Origin of the sequence: Neptunomonas sp., from assembly GCF_041601355.1 — a bacterium.
Classification (GTDB): domain Bacteria; phylum Pseudomonadota; class Gammaproteobacteria; order Pseudomonadales; family Balneatricaceae; genus Neptunomonas.
In genome coordinates this window covers 1-17,546 of record NZ_JBFIIH010000011.1, presented here as the reverse complement: position 1 = coordinate 17,546, position 17,546 = coordinate 1, and the positions used below count along the sequence as shown (strand labels likewise).

At 45.4% G+C, this 17,546-nt stretch carries 15 protein-coding genes; 7 read left to right on the top strand and 8 right to left on the bottom strand.

The window, feature by feature from the left end; genetic code table 11:
* Positions 1-29: 29 nt before the first annotated feature.
* The 5 genes from pckA to ABY436_RS03245 all read right to left on the bottom strand — a co-directional run bounded on the left by pckA (position 30) and on the right by ABY436_RS03245 (position 6,249).
* Positions 30-1,628 carry a phosphoenolpyruvate carboxykinase (ATP) gene (pckA, locus tag ABY436_RS03265; protein ID WP_372737598.1) on the bottom strand — a complete coding sequence of 533 codons (1,599 nt, stop codon included), beginning with the start codon at positions 1,626-1,628 and terminating at the stop codon, positions 30-32.
* A 476-nt stretch (positions 1,629-2,104) separates the two neighbouring features.
* Complete coding sequence (locus tag ABY436_RS03260; protein ID WP_372737597.1) at positions 2,105-3,469, bottom strand: NAD(P)-binding domain-containing protein; 1,365 nt, start codon at positions 3,467-3,469, stop codon at positions 2,105-2,107.
* Positions 3,470-3,581: 112 nt separating this feature from the next.
* On the bottom strand, positions 3,582-4,367 hold the full coding sequence (locus ABY436_RS03255) for a PAS domain-containing protein (RefSeq protein ID WP_372737596.1): 786 nt from the start codon (positions 4,365-4,367) through the stop codon (positions 3,582-3,584).
* 23 nt (positions 4,368-4,390) lie between these two features.
* Positions 4,391-5,083 (bottom strand): response regulator, encoded by a 693-nt coding sequence (locus ABY436_RS03250; protein WP_372737595.1) that lies wholly within the window; start codon positions 5,081-5,083, stop codon positions 4,391-4,393.
* Positions 5,080-6,249, bottom strand: a complete 1,170-nt coding sequence (locus ABY436_RS03245) for a sensor histidine kinase (protein WP_372737594.1) — start codon at positions 6,247-6,249, stop codon at positions 5,080-5,082. The genes ABY436_RS03250 and ABY436_RS03245 overlap by 4 nt, the downstream gene beginning before the upstream one ends.
* Positions 6,250-6,640: 391 nt before the next feature.
* Here ABY436_RS03245 and ABY436_RS03240 point away from each other — a divergent pair, with 391 nt between their 5' ends.
* The 3 genes from ABY436_RS03240 (at position 6,641) to ABY436_RS03230 (ending at position 10,686) form a co-directional block, all read left to right on the top strand.
* The gene (locus tag ABY436_RS03240; RefSeq protein WP_372737593.1) at positions 6,641-8,947 is read left to right on the top strand and encodes a DUF1989 domain-containing protein; all 2,307 of its coding nucleotides are present in this window, start codon (positions 6,641-6,643) and stop codon (positions 8,945-8,947) included.
* 223 nt (positions 8,948-9,170) lie between these two features.
* Positions 9,171-10,508 (top strand): ammonium transporter, encoded by a 1,338-nt coding sequence (locus ABY436_RS03235; protein WP_372737592.1) that lies wholly within the window; start codon positions 9,171-9,173, stop codon positions 10,506-10,508.
* 10 nt (positions 10,509-10,518) lie between these two features.
* The gene (locus ABY436_RS03230) at positions 10,519-10,686 is read left to right on the top strand and encodes a hypothetical protein (RefSeq protein WP_372737591.1); all 168 of its coding nucleotides are present in this window, start codon (positions 10,519-10,521) and stop codon (positions 10,684-10,686) included.
* 129 nt (positions 10,687-10,815) lie between these two features.
* On the opposite strand, the gene trpB is transcribed toward ABY436_RS03230, so the two are convergent.
* Together trpB and ABY436_RS03220 are read right to left on the bottom strand one after the other, a co-directional pair.
* Complete coding sequence (gene trpB, locus ABY436_RS03225) at positions 10,816-12,018, bottom strand: tryptophan synthase subunit beta (RefSeq protein ID WP_372737590.1); 1,203 nt, start codon at positions 12,016-12,018, stop codon at positions 10,816-10,818.
* 123 nt (positions 12,019-12,141) lie between these two features.
* Positions 12,142-12,357 (bottom strand): hypothetical protein, encoded by a 216-nt coding sequence (locus ABY436_RS03220; RefSeq protein ID WP_372737589.1) that lies wholly within the window; start codon positions 12,355-12,357, stop codon positions 12,142-12,144.
* Between the two features lie 116 nt (positions 12,358-12,473).
* On the opposite strand from ABY436_RS03220, the gene ABY436_RS03215 reads away from it, so the two are divergent.
* The 3 genes from ABY436_RS03215 to ABY436_RS03205 are packed head-to-tail and all read left to right on the top strand — an operon-like array spanning position 12,474 to position 15,550.
* On the top strand, positions 12,474-13,703 hold the full coding sequence (locus ABY436_RS03215; protein WP_372737588.1) for a 4-phosphoerythronate dehydrogenase: 1,230 nt from the start codon (positions 12,474-12,476) through the stop codon (positions 13,701-13,703).
* 28 nt (positions 13,704-13,731) lie between these two features.
* Positions 13,732-14,430, top strand: a complete 699-nt coding sequence (locus ABY436_RS03210; RefSeq protein WP_372737587.1) for a flagellar brake protein — start codon at positions 13,732-13,734, stop codon at positions 14,428-14,430.
* Positions 14,423-15,550: an ATP-NAD kinase family protein gene (locus ABY436_RS03205; protein ID WP_372737586.1), complete on the top strand. Its 1,128-nt coding sequence runs from the start codon at positions 14,423-14,425 to the stop codon at positions 15,548-15,550. The genes ABY436_RS03210 and ABY436_RS03205 overlap by 8 nt, the downstream gene beginning before the upstream one ends.
* An 86-nt stretch (positions 15,551-15,636) precedes the next feature.
* Here ABY436_RS03205 and ABY436_RS03200 read toward each other — a convergent pair whose 3' ends face one another.
* Entirely contained in the window at positions 15,637-16,653 is a 1,017-nt protein-coding gene (locus tag ABY436_RS03200) for a GGDEF domain-containing protein (protein WP_372737585.1), read from the bottom strand.
* 455 nt (positions 16,654-17,108) lie between these two features.
* Here ABY436_RS03200 and ABY436_RS03195 point away from each other — a divergent pair, with 455 nt between their 5' ends.
* Positions 17,109-17,456 (top strand): SulP family inorganic anion transporter, encoded by a 348-nt coding sequence (locus ABY436_RS03195; protein ID WP_372737584.1) that lies wholly within the window; start codon positions 17,109-17,111, stop codon positions 17,454-17,456.
* Positions 17,457-17,546: the final 90 nt, after the last annotated feature.

Here is a 17,546-nt window from a genome sequence, read left to right as displayed (position 1 = left end):
AAACACGACAAAAGCTAACTGCAAACGTCTTATATGACAGGGCCTGCCTGGGCTAACAGGCTGGCTTCTTCTGTACCTGCGAATCGAGTAAAATTCTCAATAAACTTTGTGGCTAAAATACGGGCTCTGGAGTCCCACTTTTCAAAACAGGGGCCTGAGTTTTGCGGAAGCAAAATATGACTTGGAACGCCCGTTATTTCTGTTGGAACCGCCAGATTAAAGTGGCGCAGAGTCACACAAGAAGCACTATCTATTTCATCATTCAAAATTGAATCAATAATGGCGCGCGTATTTTTCAATGATATACGCTCCCCTTTCAGATTCCATCCAGTATTAACTAAGTAGGCGGTTGCACCTGATGCTTTCATTCTTTCTGCGAGAACGTGAGAATATTTTGTAGGGTGTAAGGGTAAAAATGCAGCGCCAAAACACGCTGAAAAGGTAGGTTCAGGCTCGAGGATACCTAGCTCTGTTCCGGCTACCTTTGATGTATAGCCCGATAAAAAGTAATACATCGCCTGTTCAAGGGTTAACTTTGATACTGGAGGCAAGACGCCAAAAGCATCCGCTGTGAGGAAAATAACTTTCGTTGCATGGCCGGCTTTTGACACAGGTTTTACTATGTTATCAATATGATAAATAGGGTAGGACACGCGCGTATTTTCAGTTTTCTCGCGACTACTGAAATCAATAACACCTTCATCATTTATGACGACATTTTCAAGCAAAGCGTCTCTTCGTATGGCGGCATAAATATCAGGTTCTTTATCTTTATCCAGATCAATGACTTTAGCGTAACAACCGCCTTCTAGATTAAAAATGCCGTCGTCATCCCATCCATGCTCATCATCTCCGATTAAGGATCTTTTAGGGTCTGTTGATAATGTGGTTTTTCCGGTACCGGACAAACCAAAAAATATAGCGACATCACCTTCCGCTCCTGCATTTGCAGAGCAATGCATGGACGCTATTCCCTTTATAGGCAACAAGTAATTCATGGCAGAGAACAGGCCTTTTTTCATCTCGCCGCCGTACCAGGTACCACCGATAATCTGCATACCTTCTGAGACATTAAATGCAACGAAGTTCTCGGAGTTTAGTCCTTGTTCTTTCCAGTGCGTATTTACCCCTTTTGAGGCATTTAAAACGACAAAATCAGGATCAAAGCCTATGAGATCAGCCTCAGCAGGGCGAATAAACATATTTTTTACGAAATGAGCTTGCCACGCCACTTCTGTAATAAAACGAACTTTCAAGCGGCTGTTAATGTTTGCTCCACAAAAGCAGTCCACAACAAACAGGCGCTTTTCTGATAATTGTTCAGCCGCGACTTCTTTGAGTTCTTTCCATACCTTCTTAGAAATAGGCTTATTATCATTTGTGCCTTGATCTGACCACCAGACGGTATCAGCCGTTAATTTATCTTTAACGATGTATTTGTCTTTTGGAGACCTTCCCGTGAAAGCACCGGTATCGACGGAGACGGCACCAGACTGCGTAACAAAGGCTTTTTCAAAACCACATAAGTCAGCCCTTGTTTCTTCTTCATATAAAAAATCATAGGAGGGGTTATGAATAACTTCTCTTGGATTAATGATTCCATAACGTTCTAAATCGACAGTTTTCATATATCTCCTTTTTAATCATTCCATAGAGATTTAGTAACATATTAAATAATATAAATTAACATAAAAGATTATACAGTTATAATATAGGTATCAGTCAATGTTAACTTGATTAACATATACTTTAGTATTTCATGCGCATTTTATTTAGAATAAATCAGATTTTTATCAGGCGTTGCTTCGACCCGTAATAAGATAGAATTTAAGCTATTGTTTTATTTAATGAAATAACAGTATTTAAAGAAATAGCGGGTTTAATATTATGCGTAGTGATCAGCTTTCTTTATGCGATTCATAATGGCTGGCGGCTTTTCAGCCTGATTTGTTATTTTCAACATTATAAATTGTATGATGGCTGTTGAAGCGGAAGATGAAGCGTTTAAAGACTTTCTTTTTAATTTCGGCGTGGCGTTCTTAGTGGCTTGTCTGTTCTGTAGTAGAGGCCCCAACACAGTGTTGGGGCTTATGCCTTAGTTGTTCTAACCTGCTTTTTGAACGGGTTCATCTGCAAGATATGCGTTAAGGGAGTCGTCCAAAGCGTCGATCCACGGTGTATGATGAGGAGGAGCCATGGTGCCAGTCATTAACGAGCGATATGAGTAATCACGGAAGGTCATAATGTTTTCTTTTTTATGATTTTTCCATTCGAGGAATGTTTTACGCACACCTTCAATATCAAACGTAGGATAATCGGTGGCTTCTATCAGTTCCAGAATGTAATCACCCTGGAAGGTAAACATCTCTTCCGCTGTTTTAAGTTTGAGTTCTTTTTCGCGCCACTCAAGCGTATTTTGGGTCATCGCTGCTTTACTGGCCGGCAGTTTGATTTTACCCATGATGATGTCACGGACATACCAAGCCTGTGCATCAAACATGTTAAAGGTGTACCACTGATCCTGCATACCCAGATAAAACATTTGTGGGTTGTCTTCCCATACAACGCCTTTATAAAGATCCAGCGGCCATAAGCGGTTATCGGTTTTCAGACAAAGTGATTCAGGCAGGAACGGGAAATGGTGAAGATAACCGGTACATAGAATAATAGCGTCGATTTTTTTACTGCTGCCATCGGCGAAATAGGCGGTGTCGGTATCGACTCTTTGCAGTAGTGGTTTCTCTTCCCAGTTCTCTGGCCATTTAAAGCCCATTGGGGCGGTCCGGTAGCAACTGGTCAGGCTACGTGCGCCGTATTTATAACACTGTGATCCGATATCTTCTGCTGAGTAACTGCTGCCCACCAGTAATATATCTTTGTCTTTGAATTCCAGTGCATCACGAAAATCATGGGCATGTAATATACGTCCTCCAAAAGTGCTGAAGCCTTCAAACGTAGGGACTTTGGGAGTTGAGAAGTGGCCGGAGGCGGTAATGACGTAATCAAACTCTTCGCTGTAAACCCTGTCGTTAATGTGGTCGTGTACTGTTACGGTAAACTTTTTAGTCGTTTCATCGAAACTGACATTACGAACTGGTGTACTGAAACGAATGTAATCCCGCACGCCTGCTTTTTCTACACGTCCTTTGATGTAATCCCATAGCACTTCACGCGGCGGGTAAGATGCGATGGGTTTTCCAAAGTGTTCATCAAAACTGTAGTCAGCAAACTCCAGACATTCTTTAGGACCGTTTGACCATAAGTAGCGGTACATACTGCCGTGCACGGGTTCACCGTGCTCATCTAACCCGGTACGCCAGGTGTAGTTCCAGAGTCCTCCCCAGTCATCCTGCTTTTCAAAACAGACGAGCTCAGGTATGTCATCGCCTTTAGATTGTGCAGACTGAAAAGCGCGTAATTGTGCCAGGCCACTAGGTCCTGCACCAATGATAGCTACTCGTTGTGTCATAAGACTCTCCTTAAACTGTAGATGTAAACAGTGAAAAACTAAAATGCTGTTGATCTACAGTAAGGGGCAATGCTGCTTTGATAAATTCCCAGGAAAGGGTAAGCCAAAAGGGTTAGTGGGGTAGTTGTGGACGTTCGGTGGTGAGTTGGACGGCGATAATGACGCCTTCTACGCCTAATATTGAGCCGGTATCCGAATAAATACCTTTGCCTTTGTCGAGCACGTACTGACAATCTCCGGATTCATGGAAGAGGCGATAGGTCAGCTTGAACTCAGTCATGTTTTCTAAGGCTATTTGAACTTCAGCCCATACATCACTGGCATCTTCAGGGTGAATCAGTGATCCGAAGGAGAGTTGTGACTGGTTCAGTAGTTGTTCTGCGCTGTAGCCACTCAGTTCCAGACAGCCATCACTGACATATTCCATCGTCCAGTTTTTATCGTTTCGTGAGCGGTAAATCATCGCCGGTATGCGGTTCACCAGCCCTGTCAGGCTTCTGTAGCTGGCATTTTTTAACTGATCTTTGCGAACCAGCGGAGTAATGTCACACAGAGTGGCTGATAAGGGATATAACTGGCGAGGGTGCATGGATTGAATGCGCATTTCACACCAGCGTATTTCGTTATCTTTGCCAATAAAACGTATCCATATATGCTGGCTGGTGTTTTGCTGGTCTATTTTTCTGATGGTCTGTTGCCACAGGGTTTTATCTTCAGGGTGGAGAAAGTCCCCCAGGTAACGACCTTGAGTCTGCTGTTTTGAGCAGCCACTGATCTGTTCCCAGCATTGATTTACGTATTCTATCTGCTGTGTTTTATTGATGCGTAGCACGACATCATTGAGGGTGTCTAAAAACTCAAGATAATCAAATGGTTTGCTTGCTGGTTTACGTAGCATCTTTAAGTACTTGAAGAACATGACTATTCATTCTCCAGCGAAGTGTTGTCTTTATGCTGTGTGTGTGCCCATGCGGCCAGTTCAAGACGAGAGTGCAGGTTGAGTTTTCTCAGGACATTTTTCACATAGACTTTGACGGTGCCATCACTGATGCCCAGTTCCCGGGCGATCAGTTTGTTGCTCATACCTTTGGATATCAGTTCCAGCGTTTGTTGTTCGCGTTCGGTCAGCTCATTAAATGTGTCATTGTAATCTGCTTCATCTTTTTCTGGCCTGGCGATGGGGTTGCGAAGGTGTTGGGCTAATAAAGTAACGCCTGAATCATTGATCGCGACTTGTCCCGATTGTACCTGATGGAGCCGATCGATGATTTCATCGGGGTGGGTATCTTTACGAAGATAGCCATCAGCGCCAGCGGATAATGCTTCAAGCAGATCTTCGCTGTCATCTGAGGCAGTAAGAATCACCACAGGTAAGTGTTGGTCGATTGATTTTAGCGTCTTCAGGAGTTCAAGTCCGGATATATCAGGCATATGAAGATCAATCAGCGCGAGTGATGGCTGCAACCCGGCCATGTTATCTATCAGTGCTTGCGCATTATCAAAGTCAGCCAGTACCTCAAAACAATCGCTCTCATTTAATAGCTCTACAACCCCCCGTCTGAATAGTGGGTGATCATCGACAATGACTACACGTGGAAAATCGCTCTTGCTCATTTCAACTCTCTCCGGGGAACTGTAAGCTCGACTGATGTGCCGTTTCCCAGTCTGGGTAATATTTCTAATCGGGCGTGAATACGATGCGCTCTTTCCTGCATTATTTTCAGGCCAAAACTATCATGACGGCCTTTTTTGGTTGAGATACCGGTTCCGTTATCCTGGATTTTAATCAGTAAGCATCGATTTTTGTCAGGTAACAGAATAACTCTGGCATGGCTGGCACGAGAATGACGAACGATGTTACTCAGTGCTTCGCGTACGATATACAGAATCTGTAAGTCATCAGGTGACGTAATATGGGTCGCGTTAAGAGTACGGTTATCGATTTCAAAGACAATCCCTGAGCGCTCTTCGAACTCTTGTACGGATTTGTAAATGGCTTCTTTAAGGGTGCAGCCTTGCATCGACAGGCGCGAATTAACGATTAACTCACGTGTTTGGCGGTAGGCGCTATGCGCCTGGGTGGAGAGATCATCCGCTAATTCCTTGAGTGGTTCATAACGGTGCTCTTCGCAAAGGGATGCTAATTTAGCCGTTCTCATGCGCATATAGCCAAGCACTTGCGCCATTGAGTCGTGAAGCTCTGCCGCATGTGCCTGTCTCTCTGAGCTAATCGCTTTTTCGATGCTGCTCTGTTGCTGCTGCCAGGCAATGAGCCCACGGCTAAGGGATTTATTTAAGGGAGATGTATGTCGCTTAATAAACTCAGAGCGGGGCAATGGGTTTGGAAATGTCAGCATCAGCCAGCCTGGCTGATTTCCTGTACCTAAAGCAATTTTTTCAGCATGAATAGTGCCTTCAGATGCCGTCATCTGCAAACCTGCCGGGTTGTTTTCAAAACCAGTATTGACTTTGCAATGATAACGGAGCTGGTTCGTCCGGCCCGGTAAGGGTGATACGGATGTGGCGTGGTACACCGTTAATTCATTATTGCTGATGTTAGGCAAAAGCAAAAAAAGATCACAACCAAGCGCGCGCTTAAAGTCATTTTGTATTGAATTGATCAATACCGGCAGCGTTTGGCTAAGGTCAGGGCTCATGGCGATGTCGAGCGCCAGCTCTGAGTAATCTGACGAGGGCGGCTTATAAGAGACTTGATGATTACGCCTACTTGAGAGAAGCAGTGGAAGAAACCCTCCCCATAACCTCAACTTGTCTATCACTGGACTCTCCTTCATTAACGACTGATTCACTGGCTTGATTGGCACTTATGCTTCTCAACCCTTATCTCCTTAATAAGCATTTTGTATGCCACTTATATCATTTTTATACCTTTACCTCCTTTGGAATACCTATATCTGTGTATTGTCTGGAAAAGCACTACGGGTAAATATTATTAACTATCAGGAATATTTGGTGGTTATATTATTTTTCTGAATGCAGCGGCTAATAATGCACCAAAGATGGGCTTTTATGTGTGAGGTGCACTTTGAAAAGGCCAGATATTTAAAGCTTTTGGATGTTAATTAAACGGGCTGTTTTATTTTTTGTATCGAAAAATGGCTGTTGATTGAGCAGTACTTAAATCAGATAACAGTAATCGGGTAACAGAGCATGAAGACAGTTAGATATATGAACAAGGCAGGTGAAGACGATCTTATCCTCAGACAATATCGTATAGCAGGACAAGGTGCCTTGCGTCTTGAGCTTCAGCCAGGCGACCGCTTGGTCGTGAAATCTGTTGATGGTGAACAGGGGTGTGAAGTTATCGTACTGAACGAGGCGGGTAACAGTAGTCCTGAATTATTAGACGGGTGTGTGCCTGTTGCATCCGTCTCTATTAAAGCACAGATAGCTGAATGCAGTGTCGCAGGAAAGCGATTAGAAACGTTATTGGGGCATTGGAAAGTCCCTGATCATGCGTTACAGGAAGTGGTTTCTTTTACTGCATTGGATTTGCCTGCGATGACGGTTAAGCAACCAATGGTACTCATTTTGGTGGCGGCTGGTGAGAATATGGGCGTTGAACAGCACTCACTGGCCAGTGAGTTATGTGTCGAGCATTTCTGTGTAAAAAAAGCCTGGGAAGATGTACCTGAACCGCTGGCTGTTCCTGTTAAAGATATTCGTATTCCGCATAGCACGGCAACAACGTATGAAGTAAAAGCCGGTGAGTGGATTCAGATTATTGATGTACAGGGCAAGCAGTGCTCAGACTTTATTGCCTTTGATAAAGCCGCCCTGGACAACGGGCAGGAGGTGACGCTGGATGCAGCCGCAACGCGGACAATAATGGGTCACAGCTTACCGCAACCGGGCTTGCATTCTCGCTTTAGTGATCAAAACCTGAGAACCATGCTGGAGGTTTATCAGGATACGGTAGGTTGTCACGACAGCTTTCTGCTGGCCTGCAATGTTAAGTATTATGAAGATAATGGCTATTTCGGTCATATCAGCTGCACAGAAAATTTTAATCTGGCACTGCAGAAATATAATGTTTCACCCCGCCGGAGTTGGCCTGCGATTAACTTCTTTTTTAATACATCCAGTGAAGAATGTGGCGCTATTGCGGCAGATGAACCCTGGTCTCAGGCGGGTGATTATGTCCTGTTGCGGGCCTCTCGGGATCTGATTTGCGTATCGTCTGCTTGCCCGGATGATATTGATTCAGCTAATGGATGGAATCCAACAGATATCCATATTCGCATTTATTCCTCTGAAGAGATGTTCCCACGCTCAATTGCTTATCGCACCACACCTGAGGAGGTTTCCCGTATGACAAAACAAACAGGATTTCATAGCCGTACTTCTGCATTAACTCAGCGTTTTTCCGAGTATCGCGGCTATTGGGTAGCCACTCAATACGAAGGTTGGGGGCCGCGAGCAGAATATCTGGCATGCCGGGAGCGTGTCGCGATGTTGGATCTGACACCTTTGCGAAAGTTTGAAATTGTGGGTCCGGATGCTGAAGCGTTCATGCAACTCGCCATTACGCGAAATGTTCGCCGCGTGTCTGTCGGAGAGATTGTTTATTCGGCCATTTGCCATGAAACCGGCGGCATGATTGACGACGGTACTCTGTTTCGTATGAGTGAACAGGCATTTCGCTGGGTCTGCGGTGATCCTTACACGGGCATATGGTTGCGTGACCTGGCCGTGAAACATAACTATCGGGTAAGCGTCAGGGACTCCAGCGATCAGTTACACAACCTCGCTGTGCAGGGGCCGGATAGCCGGGCACTGCTCGCTTCCATTATATGGACGCCTGAATGGCATCCTGAGGTGGAAAAACTACGTTGGTTTCATTTCACCATTGGGCGTATCGGCGGCCCGGATGGAGTCCCTGTAATGATCTCGCGCACAGGTTATACCGGAGAGCTGGGTTTTGAGGTCTGGTGTCATCCTGATACAGCAGAAACGGTATGGGATGCGATATGGGAAGCAGGGCAGCCTTATGAGATAGCCCCACTGGGATTTGACGCGTTGGATATGTTACGTATCGAAGCGGGACTTATTTTTGCCGAACATGAGTTTTGTCCTGAGACCAATCCGTATGAAGCGGGTATCGGTTTTACCGTTCCGATGAAAAGCAAAGAAGAAGATTTCATTGGGCGTGCTGCAATGGCAAGACAGTCAATGGAAAGTCGCCATAAGCTGGTCGGGCTTTTTATGGATACCGATGAACCTGTGGCACACGGAGACCAGGTGTATAACGGACGTTTTCCTGTAGGTGTCGTTACCAGTGCGACAGTATCCCCGGTTATGAAAAAAACGATAGCGATGTGCCGGGTTGCGCCTGATTTTGCAGCACCGGGCACCCGTTTAGAAGTAGGTCAGCTTGATGGTTATAAAAAACGCTTGGGCGCAGAGGTCACTTCTCTTCCTTTTTATGACCCTGAGCGCATAAGAGTACGTGGCTAGTGTGCTGGGTAAAAGAACACAGTGCGCTTAACAATGAGCAACATTAGTGCATATTTTTTATGTGGTTATTTTTTGTAAAACATAATCTATTGATATTAAAGAGATTATTTTTATTGGTATAAGATGTGCTTTCCTTATAGGAAATAAAAATTACTAAAGGTAAATAATAATTAGTTTTTGTGATTTCTTAAAATTTTAATTTAATAACTGAGAGGGTTCTATTATGGAACAAACCGCCCCAACACTGGCAGAGTTACAAACTCTGATTGAGATGACGGGTACCATCAATATGGAGGTGTTTTATTGGTGGTGTACCGGCCTGATGGTCATTATTCATGCAGGTTTCCTTGCGTATGAGATGGGAGCATCGCGATTAAAAAATGCACTCGCATCCGGCGTTAAAAATATTCTGGCGTTTGCCTTTATCGTACCCACCTTTTTCTTTTTTGGCTGGTGGATCTATTTGGCCATGTACAATGGTTTCACGCCTGATTTTGAAGCAGCGGTGGCGGGTTTGCCCTGGTCTACCTCCATGGGGCCCAATTTAACTGATAATGCGACCGGCATCTTCTGGGGTGCATTTGTACTGTTTGCTGCAACCACCGCATCTATTTTCTCGGGTGCAGTTATTGAGCGTATTCGTATGAGTTCATTTCTGGTTCTTGCGATTGTGCTCGGCTCAGGTGTCTGGATTCTAGGCGCATCGTGGGGCTGGCATCCAGATGGTTGGCTGACTAAGGAATGGGGCTTCCATGACTTCGGTGCAGCGGGTTGTGTACATATGATTGCCGGGTTCTTTGCTCTGGGGGTCACCATTAATCTGGGTGCACGGATTGGTCGATTCGCACCTGATGGAACACCTATTCTGATCAAAGGCCATAGTATGCCGATGACCATTATCGGTTTGATGCTCATTATTGTAGGTTTCTTTGGTTTCCTCGGGGGCTGTATCATTTATGCTGGCGGTGCTCAGTGGACGACCATTTTTGGCACACCGGTAACTTTATCTGCTGTGAGCTTTAACACCCTGATGTCCTTTTCTGGCGGCATTATCGGCGCTTACTTTATCACTCGTCAGCCTTTCTGGATGATGTCTGGTGGATTGGCGGGAATCGTTTCGGCTGCACCAGGTCTGGATTTATATTATCCACCATTGGCTTTCCTGCTGGGTATTACCGGCGGTGTAGTCGCGCCTCTGGCTGATAAAATTCTCACTGAGAAATTCAAAATTGATGATGCTGTGGGTGCATTCGCTGTACATGGTGTGAGTGGCATGATCGGCCTAATCGCTCTGGGTATCTTCAGTGGCTTCCCGAATGTTGTTGAGGGTGCTCCTGATATTTCATTCAGCGGCCAATTAATGAGCGCTGCTGTTATGGCTCTGTTGGGATTTGTGCCGGGATTTGGTTTGTCTTATGTGATGGCTAAAGTGGGTTTCCTACGTGTTCCTCCTAAAGCTGAAATTGCCGGTCTTGATCTTGTTGAGGTGCCGCTGGAGGCATATCCGGAATCAGTTCCTGCTACTGAGACACCTGTTAAAACTTCTACAGTAACCGCATAAGGAGAATAATATGAACGTAAGTCCAATTACATCATGGGAAGGGGTAGAAGCTTATTTTACATTTGCTGATAACCCAACAGCGATGGCAATTATCCTGGGGCTGTCTGTTGTTGTTACCGTCGGTGCAGTGATAGCCACTATTATTCATGAAAACGAAACCTATATCGATTACAGGTAATCTGATCTGGGTTTACAAAAGGCAGTTTCGACTGCCTTTTGTGTTTTCAGGGACCATTCACAGGAGCATTCACAAGACCATTCACAGACAGGAATTGCATATGAATGGAGGTGATTTTCTTTTGTAAGATTACAAGCCTAATTTATTCGCAACGTAATCGGCATCTTTATCACCGCGTCCTGATAGATTAACCAGAATGGTTTTATCAGGCGTCAGCGTAGCCGCTTTGCGCATAGCCCAGGCGACAGCATGAGCGCTTTCCAGTGCAGGAATAATCCCTTCAACACGCGATAACGTCATAAATGCGTCGAGGCATTCTTCATCGCTGGCGACCTCATATTGAACACGCTTCAGGTCTTTCAGGTGGCAGTGTTGTGGGCCAACGCCAGGATAATCAAGGCCGGATGCAATGGAATGAACGGGCAAGGGTTCCCCATTATTGTCTTGCAGCACGTAGCATTTGAAACCGTGAATCGCACCCGGTGTGCCTTTGGCCATCGTTGCCGAATGATCGGGTGTATCCAGGCCTTTTCCGGAAGGTTCTACACCGACGATAGTGACGCTTTCATCATTGAGGAATTCGCTGAACAGCCCCATGGCATTTGAGCCACCGCCGACACAGGCGGTGATGTAATCGGGTAGTTTGCCTTCTTTGTCCATAAACTGCTGGCGCGCTTCACGGCCAATTACGCTCTGGAAGTCACGTACCATTTTAGGGAAGGGGTGTGGGCCTACGACTGAACCGATAGCATAGATATAGTTAACCGGATCTTTCAGATATTCTTCGAAAGCACTGTCAACAGCATCTTTTAATGTGGCTGTTCCGCGTGTCACAGCTACCAGCGTACAACCCAGGATTTTCATCTTGGTGACATTAGGGTGTTCTTTTTCAATATCAACCTGACCCATATGAATTTCACAAGGTATGCCTACCAGCGCGCAGGCTGTTGCTAAGGCTACACCGTGCTGACCTGCACCGGTTTCAGCGATGACTTTTGTTTTACCCATAAATTTGGCCAGCAGCGCTTCACCTAAACAGTGATTTATTTTATGTGCACCGGTATGGTTGAGGTCCTCTCTTTTGAGAAAAATTCGGGCACCGCCAATCTTGTCAGAAAGGCGCCGTGCAAAATAGACAGGGCTGGGACGGCCAACATAATCGGTCAGCAGCATCTGAAGTTCTTGTTGGAAATCGGGCATCTGACGGATCTCTTCATATGCCGCGTCTATTTCGTCCATGATAACTTTGAGTTCAGGAGGGATTATCTGGCCACCATATTGTCCAAAAAAGCCTTCTTTATCAGGCATCGGGCCAAAATCAAAACTGCTCATATTACATCTCTCTTAAAAAATTCCGGATTTTTGTATCATATGCAAAGACTATAAAAGAGAGTGAGCCGGGAATCTACGTCATGCGTCAATAATCCCTGTAAAAAGGGAGGCGAATGACAAAGTTTAATCGAATTGAAAGTCTAACTGGGTTTCGGTAACCACGGACGTTTTATAGCCTTGCTGGCGATGTTGTTTGTTCAGCAGAAGGACTAAGCTGCGGGCCTCAGCATAGGAGGCCAGGATGGTGTGGGTATATTCTTGTCGATGGGTTGTTTGCAGGCTCCCGCGACATTGCGAAACGATCCAGTCGCCTACCAGGTCCTGGTAGAGTCGTATCACCGTATATTCTTTATTTTTACGCCAGTGTACGATCAACGATGGAATACCATTTAAAGAATTAAATTGGCGCGAATTGAGCCTTAATATTCGGCATTTGTAAAGCATGGGAGCATAACTTGTTAAAGAACCCTTTGAAAATAGTCGCAGATGAAAATATTCCTGCACTGGAGTCTATGTTTGGCGCGGGATCAGCTAAGCATATCCAGATACAGCGGGTAGCCGGCAGGGAGATGACCGCTGCTCAGCTGGAAGATGCCGATGTACTGTTGGTACGTTCGATTACTCAGGTGAATCAGGCGCTGTTAAACAATGCAAGACGAATAAAAATGGTCGGGACTGCGACGATTGGTACGGATCATGTTGATCAGGCCTATTTACTCGACAGAGGCATACCTTTTTTCAACGCGCCTGGCTGCAATGCTGATGCGGTGGTTGAGTATGTACTGACAGTGATCCATAACATCCTGCATGACAGAAACGCTGTATTGAAGGATCTGACCGTTGGCATTATAGGTGTAGGCAATGTCGGCGGGCGTCTATACGAACGTCTTCGTTTGCTCGGTATTGAACTGCTAATAAACGATCCTCCGCGTCAACACTCAGAAGTGCCATCCGAAGGGGAGTCTACAGAGCAGTCTGGAGAGCCGTTTTCAGGGCAGCCTGGAAAGAAGCCCGGTAAAAAAAGTTTCGTTGATCTTCAGACGGTATTGCAGCAGTCAGACATTATTTGTATTCACACGCCGTTGGTTAAAAAGGGTTTGTGGCCGACACAACATCTTATTGCAGAAGAGGAGTTGATGGTTCTGAAAGCGGGGGCCGTGCTGATCAATGCAGGGCGTGGTCCGGTGATTGATAATCAGGCATTGCTGGCGTGTCTTAAACAACGCGATGATCTGACTGTGGTGCTTGATGTATGGGAAAATGAACCGTTCCTGGAGCCAGCTTTAGTCGAAAAAACGCTGATCGCCACGCCGCATATTGCGGGTTATAGTTATGACGGGAAATTACGCGGAACACATATGTTACGTTGCCGCTTTGCAGAGATTTTCGGTCTGGCTCAGCCAAAGCCGTTGGCGGAGTTTCTTCCGCAAGCGTCAATTCATCGCGTAGATGTTACTAATAATGTCGCCATTCATGACTTGATGAACCTGGTTTATGATCCTTTTCGGGATGACAGGGCACTACGAAAAACACTGCGTTGTCATGATCAGCCCCAACAATTTGATCTGCTGAGAAAAAACTACCCGGTAAGGCGTGAATTTGCATCGATGACGGTGTCAGGAATTAGTGATACTGATAAGGCTAATATGTTGAAAAATCTCGGATTTACAGTCGAATTAGCGTAAGCTGACGTGCAAATGTAATGAGGTTTTAATGATTAAAAAGTTAAGTGCCCGGCAAAATGAGAAGTCACTAAAGGCGCTGATGCCGGCGGTAGGTGAGACGGTGTCTATTCAGTTTCAGGTACCCAGAAAACGTTTCACACTTAAATTATTAGGCTTTAAAGAAAATGGCAGTGTCATTCTGTCTGCACCTAAAGGTAGTGTAAATACGCTGAATCTTGAAGGTGCGAGGTTAACGGCAACGTTAATGGCTGGAAATCGGCGTTGTGCATTTGTCAGCCGGTTGCTTAAGGCGAATCCATCCCCTTACCCTCATTGGCATTTGGCTTACCCTGATACGGTAGAATACCACCGCGTCAGGACGCATCCGCGTATCCCTGTCAACCTTGCGGTGTCAATGGATCATCAGGATGAAGTGCAAGCCGCCAAGTTGGGGATGCCGAGGATCCTGCATACTCAGGATATTAGCTTAAATGGTATTTCTGTGGATGCCTCATCCGCACTTGGCCAGGTGGGTGATAAATATTTTCTGACGTTACGTTTTCAGATTAACACGCTGGATCAGGTGATTTTGTTGCCGGCGGTATTACGTACTATTGAGAATGTTGAGCCCGGTGTTATGCTGCATGGTTTGGAGTTTGAGTCGTTGGAAGAAGAGACTCAATTATTAATCACGGCTTTTGTTTATCAGCAGTATTTGTCAGAACTGGGTTATCTTGAAGATGAATGAACCACGTAATTTTAAGCTGGGATTGCTAATCAATCCGTTGGCTGGTTTGGGCGGCAGTGTGGCATTAAAGGGAAGTGATGGTGCCGACACAGCCTCTAAAGCACTGGCCTTAGGCGCAGAACCAAAAGCTCAATTACGCACACTGGTCGCCTTATCGGTTCTTAAGGATTCAGCCATCGATATTGTCACTTACCCGGCAGAAATGGGAGAGGACGCAGCCCGTCTAGCGGGTTTTAAACCAATCGTACTGGGTGAGATAGTCAGCGGACAAACCACCGCAGAAGACACCGAACGAGCGGCTCAGGCGCTGTATGCAGCAGGTGTCGATCTGATCTTGTTTGCAGGAGGCGATGGTACAGCGCGCAATATTTGCCATGCGCTGCCGGAACAGTTTCCCGTTTTAGGTATTCCCGCCGGCGTTAAAATTCATTCAGGTGTTTATGCGGTAACTCCCAAGGCGGCCGGCGAAATAGTTGCCATGTTGATTCGCGGCGAGCTGGTGACGCTCGGTGAGCAAGAAGTGCGTGATATCGATGAGGAGGCATTTCGGCAAGGGCGGGTGCGTGCTAAGTATTATGGTGAGTTACTGGTTCCGCAAGAACATCGCTACCTGCAGAATGTGAAGAGTGGTGGTAAAGAGGTAGAAGAGCTGGTGTTAGCTGATATTGCCGCGGACCTGATTGAGCGAATGGAGCCGGCAACGCGCTATATTATGGGCTCGGGCTCCACGGTTAAGGCCGTTATGGATGAACTCGGGCTGCAAAATACGCTATTAGGTGTCGATTTGATTGAAGATCACACGCTTTTAGGCAGTGACTTCACAGCGCAACAGTTGTTGGAGGACACATCAGGGCGCAAGACTAAACTGGTGATTACCATTATTGGCGGGCAGGGGCACATTCTGGGGCGCGGCAATCAGCAATTAAGTCCTGAGCTGATTAAGCAGATCGGCAAAGAAAATATCATAGTCATTGCGACAAAAACAAAATTAGAAGCCTTGCAAGGACGGCCGTTGATTGTCGATTCAGGCGATCCTGAGGTAGATAAGTCGCTAGCGGGTGTGATAGCCGTCACTACCGGATACCATGATTCAGTGTTGTACCGGATAGCAGAAATTTAATTAAGACGTGATTAACAAGATCAGAACAAGCCTGGCTGACTGCTGGGCCTGTTCTGATGTGTATTAGTTCTGATGGCGTTTATCCGTCAGGCCGCCGTTTGAACCTGATTCCGGCCACTTTCTTTTGCTAAGTAAAGCGCTTTATCCGCTCTCTCAATCATCTGTTCAGCAGTTTCAGCCTGAACCCACTGACTAATACCAAAAGAGGCAGTAATTGAACTGATTACTTTGCCGGATTTTTTCTGCTTAATGCGAATCGCCTGGATTTTTTTACGTAAGTTTTCAGCCAGAACGGCGGCTTCTTCTTTTTCTTTTCCGATCAATAAGATGGCAAACTCTTCTCCCCCAAAGCGTACCGGAAGAATCGGTTCCTGACATTCGGCTTTAAGAAGTTTACCGAAATACTGCAGCACTTTATCACCCATTAAATGACCATATTCATCATTAAAATCTTTGAAATGATCAATATCGATCATGATGAGAGTCGCTTTCGCATGATTCTTGGAGCCGGTCACCTGTTCCAGTTCAGTATCAAATACACGCCGATTGAACAGGCCTGTTAAAGGATCCATGCGTGCATCTAACCGGGTTCGTTTAAGTTCCTCTTTCAGTGCGATTATTTCAGCTTGCGCTTCCATAATCTGTTGTTGAAAAAGGTGGGTGGATTCAGTAATGGAGGCGGTATTTTCAGCTAATCGGTTAATGATGCTGGAGAGTTGGGGATTGCCTTCTGAATTACTTAACGCGACAAGGCTGTCTTCAAGTACGGAACCATAATATGAAGTGTTCTCAGCGGCGTGGTCAACCTGCTCAGTGAGTGTGTTGGTTAATGCTAATAATTGCTTTTTTGTATCTTCAGAATCTGTCAGGTCATCACTGATGACATGTTCGCGAAATAACTGTTCACCCAGCAGTGAGGGGCAGGTACCGTAAGTATCTAATGTCTGATCAATTTTATAGTTCAGGCTGGGTACTTTTTTAGATACATAGGTATACCAGAGTGCATAATTAAGCGGGTTAGGTGGAATATTATACTTAACCATCAGCGGTATAGCTTGGCGTAAATACTCGGCCGATTGTTTCGTATTGTCAGAAAATTTCATACTTTCCCTTTGCTCAACATAATTTTTTCTGGCACCAGCCCGTCAGCATACTTTCGGGCAATTTGTTTTAAAAAAGCTCGCTAATATAGCCGGCTTTGGCCGAAATAAAAACGATTGGTTAAGCTGCCTTTTGTTGTATTAACCGAATAAATATTTCGGCAAAAAGTCAGTAAACTTTATATAGCAATGAGTATAGTTCATTTTGAGTGTTTGAAAGTAGCGTCGTGGTTATTTTGTTTGAACGATGTAAGATGTTGAATCTCAGCTAAAAGATACTTGACGATGGGGCATAATCCGTCCAGATTTTTGTTTCCATTCTTGTATGGAATTCCACATATGCAATGGCTTTACGGATTACACTTCAATAATCTGAAAGGAGATCTTTTCGGTGGAATAACAGCGGCTATTGTCGCTTTGCCTCTCGCCTTGGCCTTTGGTGTCTCTTCAGGTCGGGCATGTATGGCGCTATTTTCGTCGGCTTATTTGCTGCTTTGTTTGGTGGTATTCCCTCGCAAGTATCAGGACCAACCGGACCTATGACCGTCGTAATGGCGGGAATTTTCACCCATTTTGTCGCACTTGATCCTGTCAGTGGGCCGGCGATGGCATTGGAGGAAGTTATTATTGATTCATATTTGGCTGTACAGAATGTAATGATTGTAGGTGCCAAGCCTGAGGTAGAGAGGATCTTACAACGAGTGCGAGTGGCGACATTAATACCTGATCACTATCATTTCCCAGATAGAACGGCTGCACTTGATGCAGCCGCTAAACTGTTATCGGCACCAGATAGTGAGTTTTGAAAACCAGGGCAGAGACTGCATTGATTCATTCATCTGCTCACTTAATGCAGATGCAGAATAATCTCCCAGAGACTCTATGTTCTTAGGATC

Coding starts and splice junctions, on each gene's coding strand:
- pckA (WP_372737598.1), bottom strand. CDS start 1,628: ATGAAAACTGTCGATTTAGAACGTTATGGAATCATTAATCCAAGAGAA.
- ABY436_RS03260 (WP_372737597.1), bottom strand. CDS start 3,469: ATGACACAACGAGTAGCTATCATTGGTGCAGGACCTAGTGGCCTGGCA.
- ABY436_RS03255 (WP_372737596.1), bottom strand. CDS start 4,367: ATGCTACGTAAACCAGCAAGCAAACCATTTGATTATCTTGAGTTTTTA.
- ABY436_RS03250 (WP_372737595.1), bottom strand. CDS start 5,083: ATGAGCAAGAGCGATTTTCCACGTGTAGTCATTGTCGATGATCACCCA.
- ABY436_RS03240 (WP_372737593.1), top strand. CDS start 6,641: ATGAAGACAGTTAGATATATGAACAAGGCAGGTGAAGACGATCTTATC.
- ABY436_RS03235 (WP_372737592.1), top strand. CDS start 9,171: ATGGAACAAACCGCCCCAACACTGGCAGAGTTACAAACTCTGATTGAG.
- ABY436_RS03230 (WP_372737591.1), top strand. CDS start 10,519: ATGAACGTAAGTCCAATTACATCATGGGAAGGGGTAGAAGCTTATTTT.
- trpB (WP_372737590.1), bottom strand. CDS start 12,018: ATGAGCAGTTTTGATTTTGGCCCGATGCCTGATAAAGAAGGCTTTTTT.
- ABY436_RS03210 (WP_372737587.1), top strand. CDS start 13,732: ATGATTAAAAAGTTAAGTGCCCGGCAAAATGAGAAGTCACTAAAGGCG.
- ABY436_RS03205 (WP_372737586.1), top strand. CDS start 14,423: ATGAATGAACCACGTAATTTTAAGCTGGGATTGCTAATCAATCCGTTG.
- ABY436_RS03200 (WP_372737585.1), bottom strand. CDS start 16,653: ATGAAATTTTCTGACAATACGAAACAATCGGCCGAGTATTTACGCCAA.
- ABY436_RS03195 (WP_372737584.1), top strand. CDS start 17,109: ATGTATGGCGCTATTTTCGTCGGCTTATTTGCTGCTTTGTTTGGTGGT.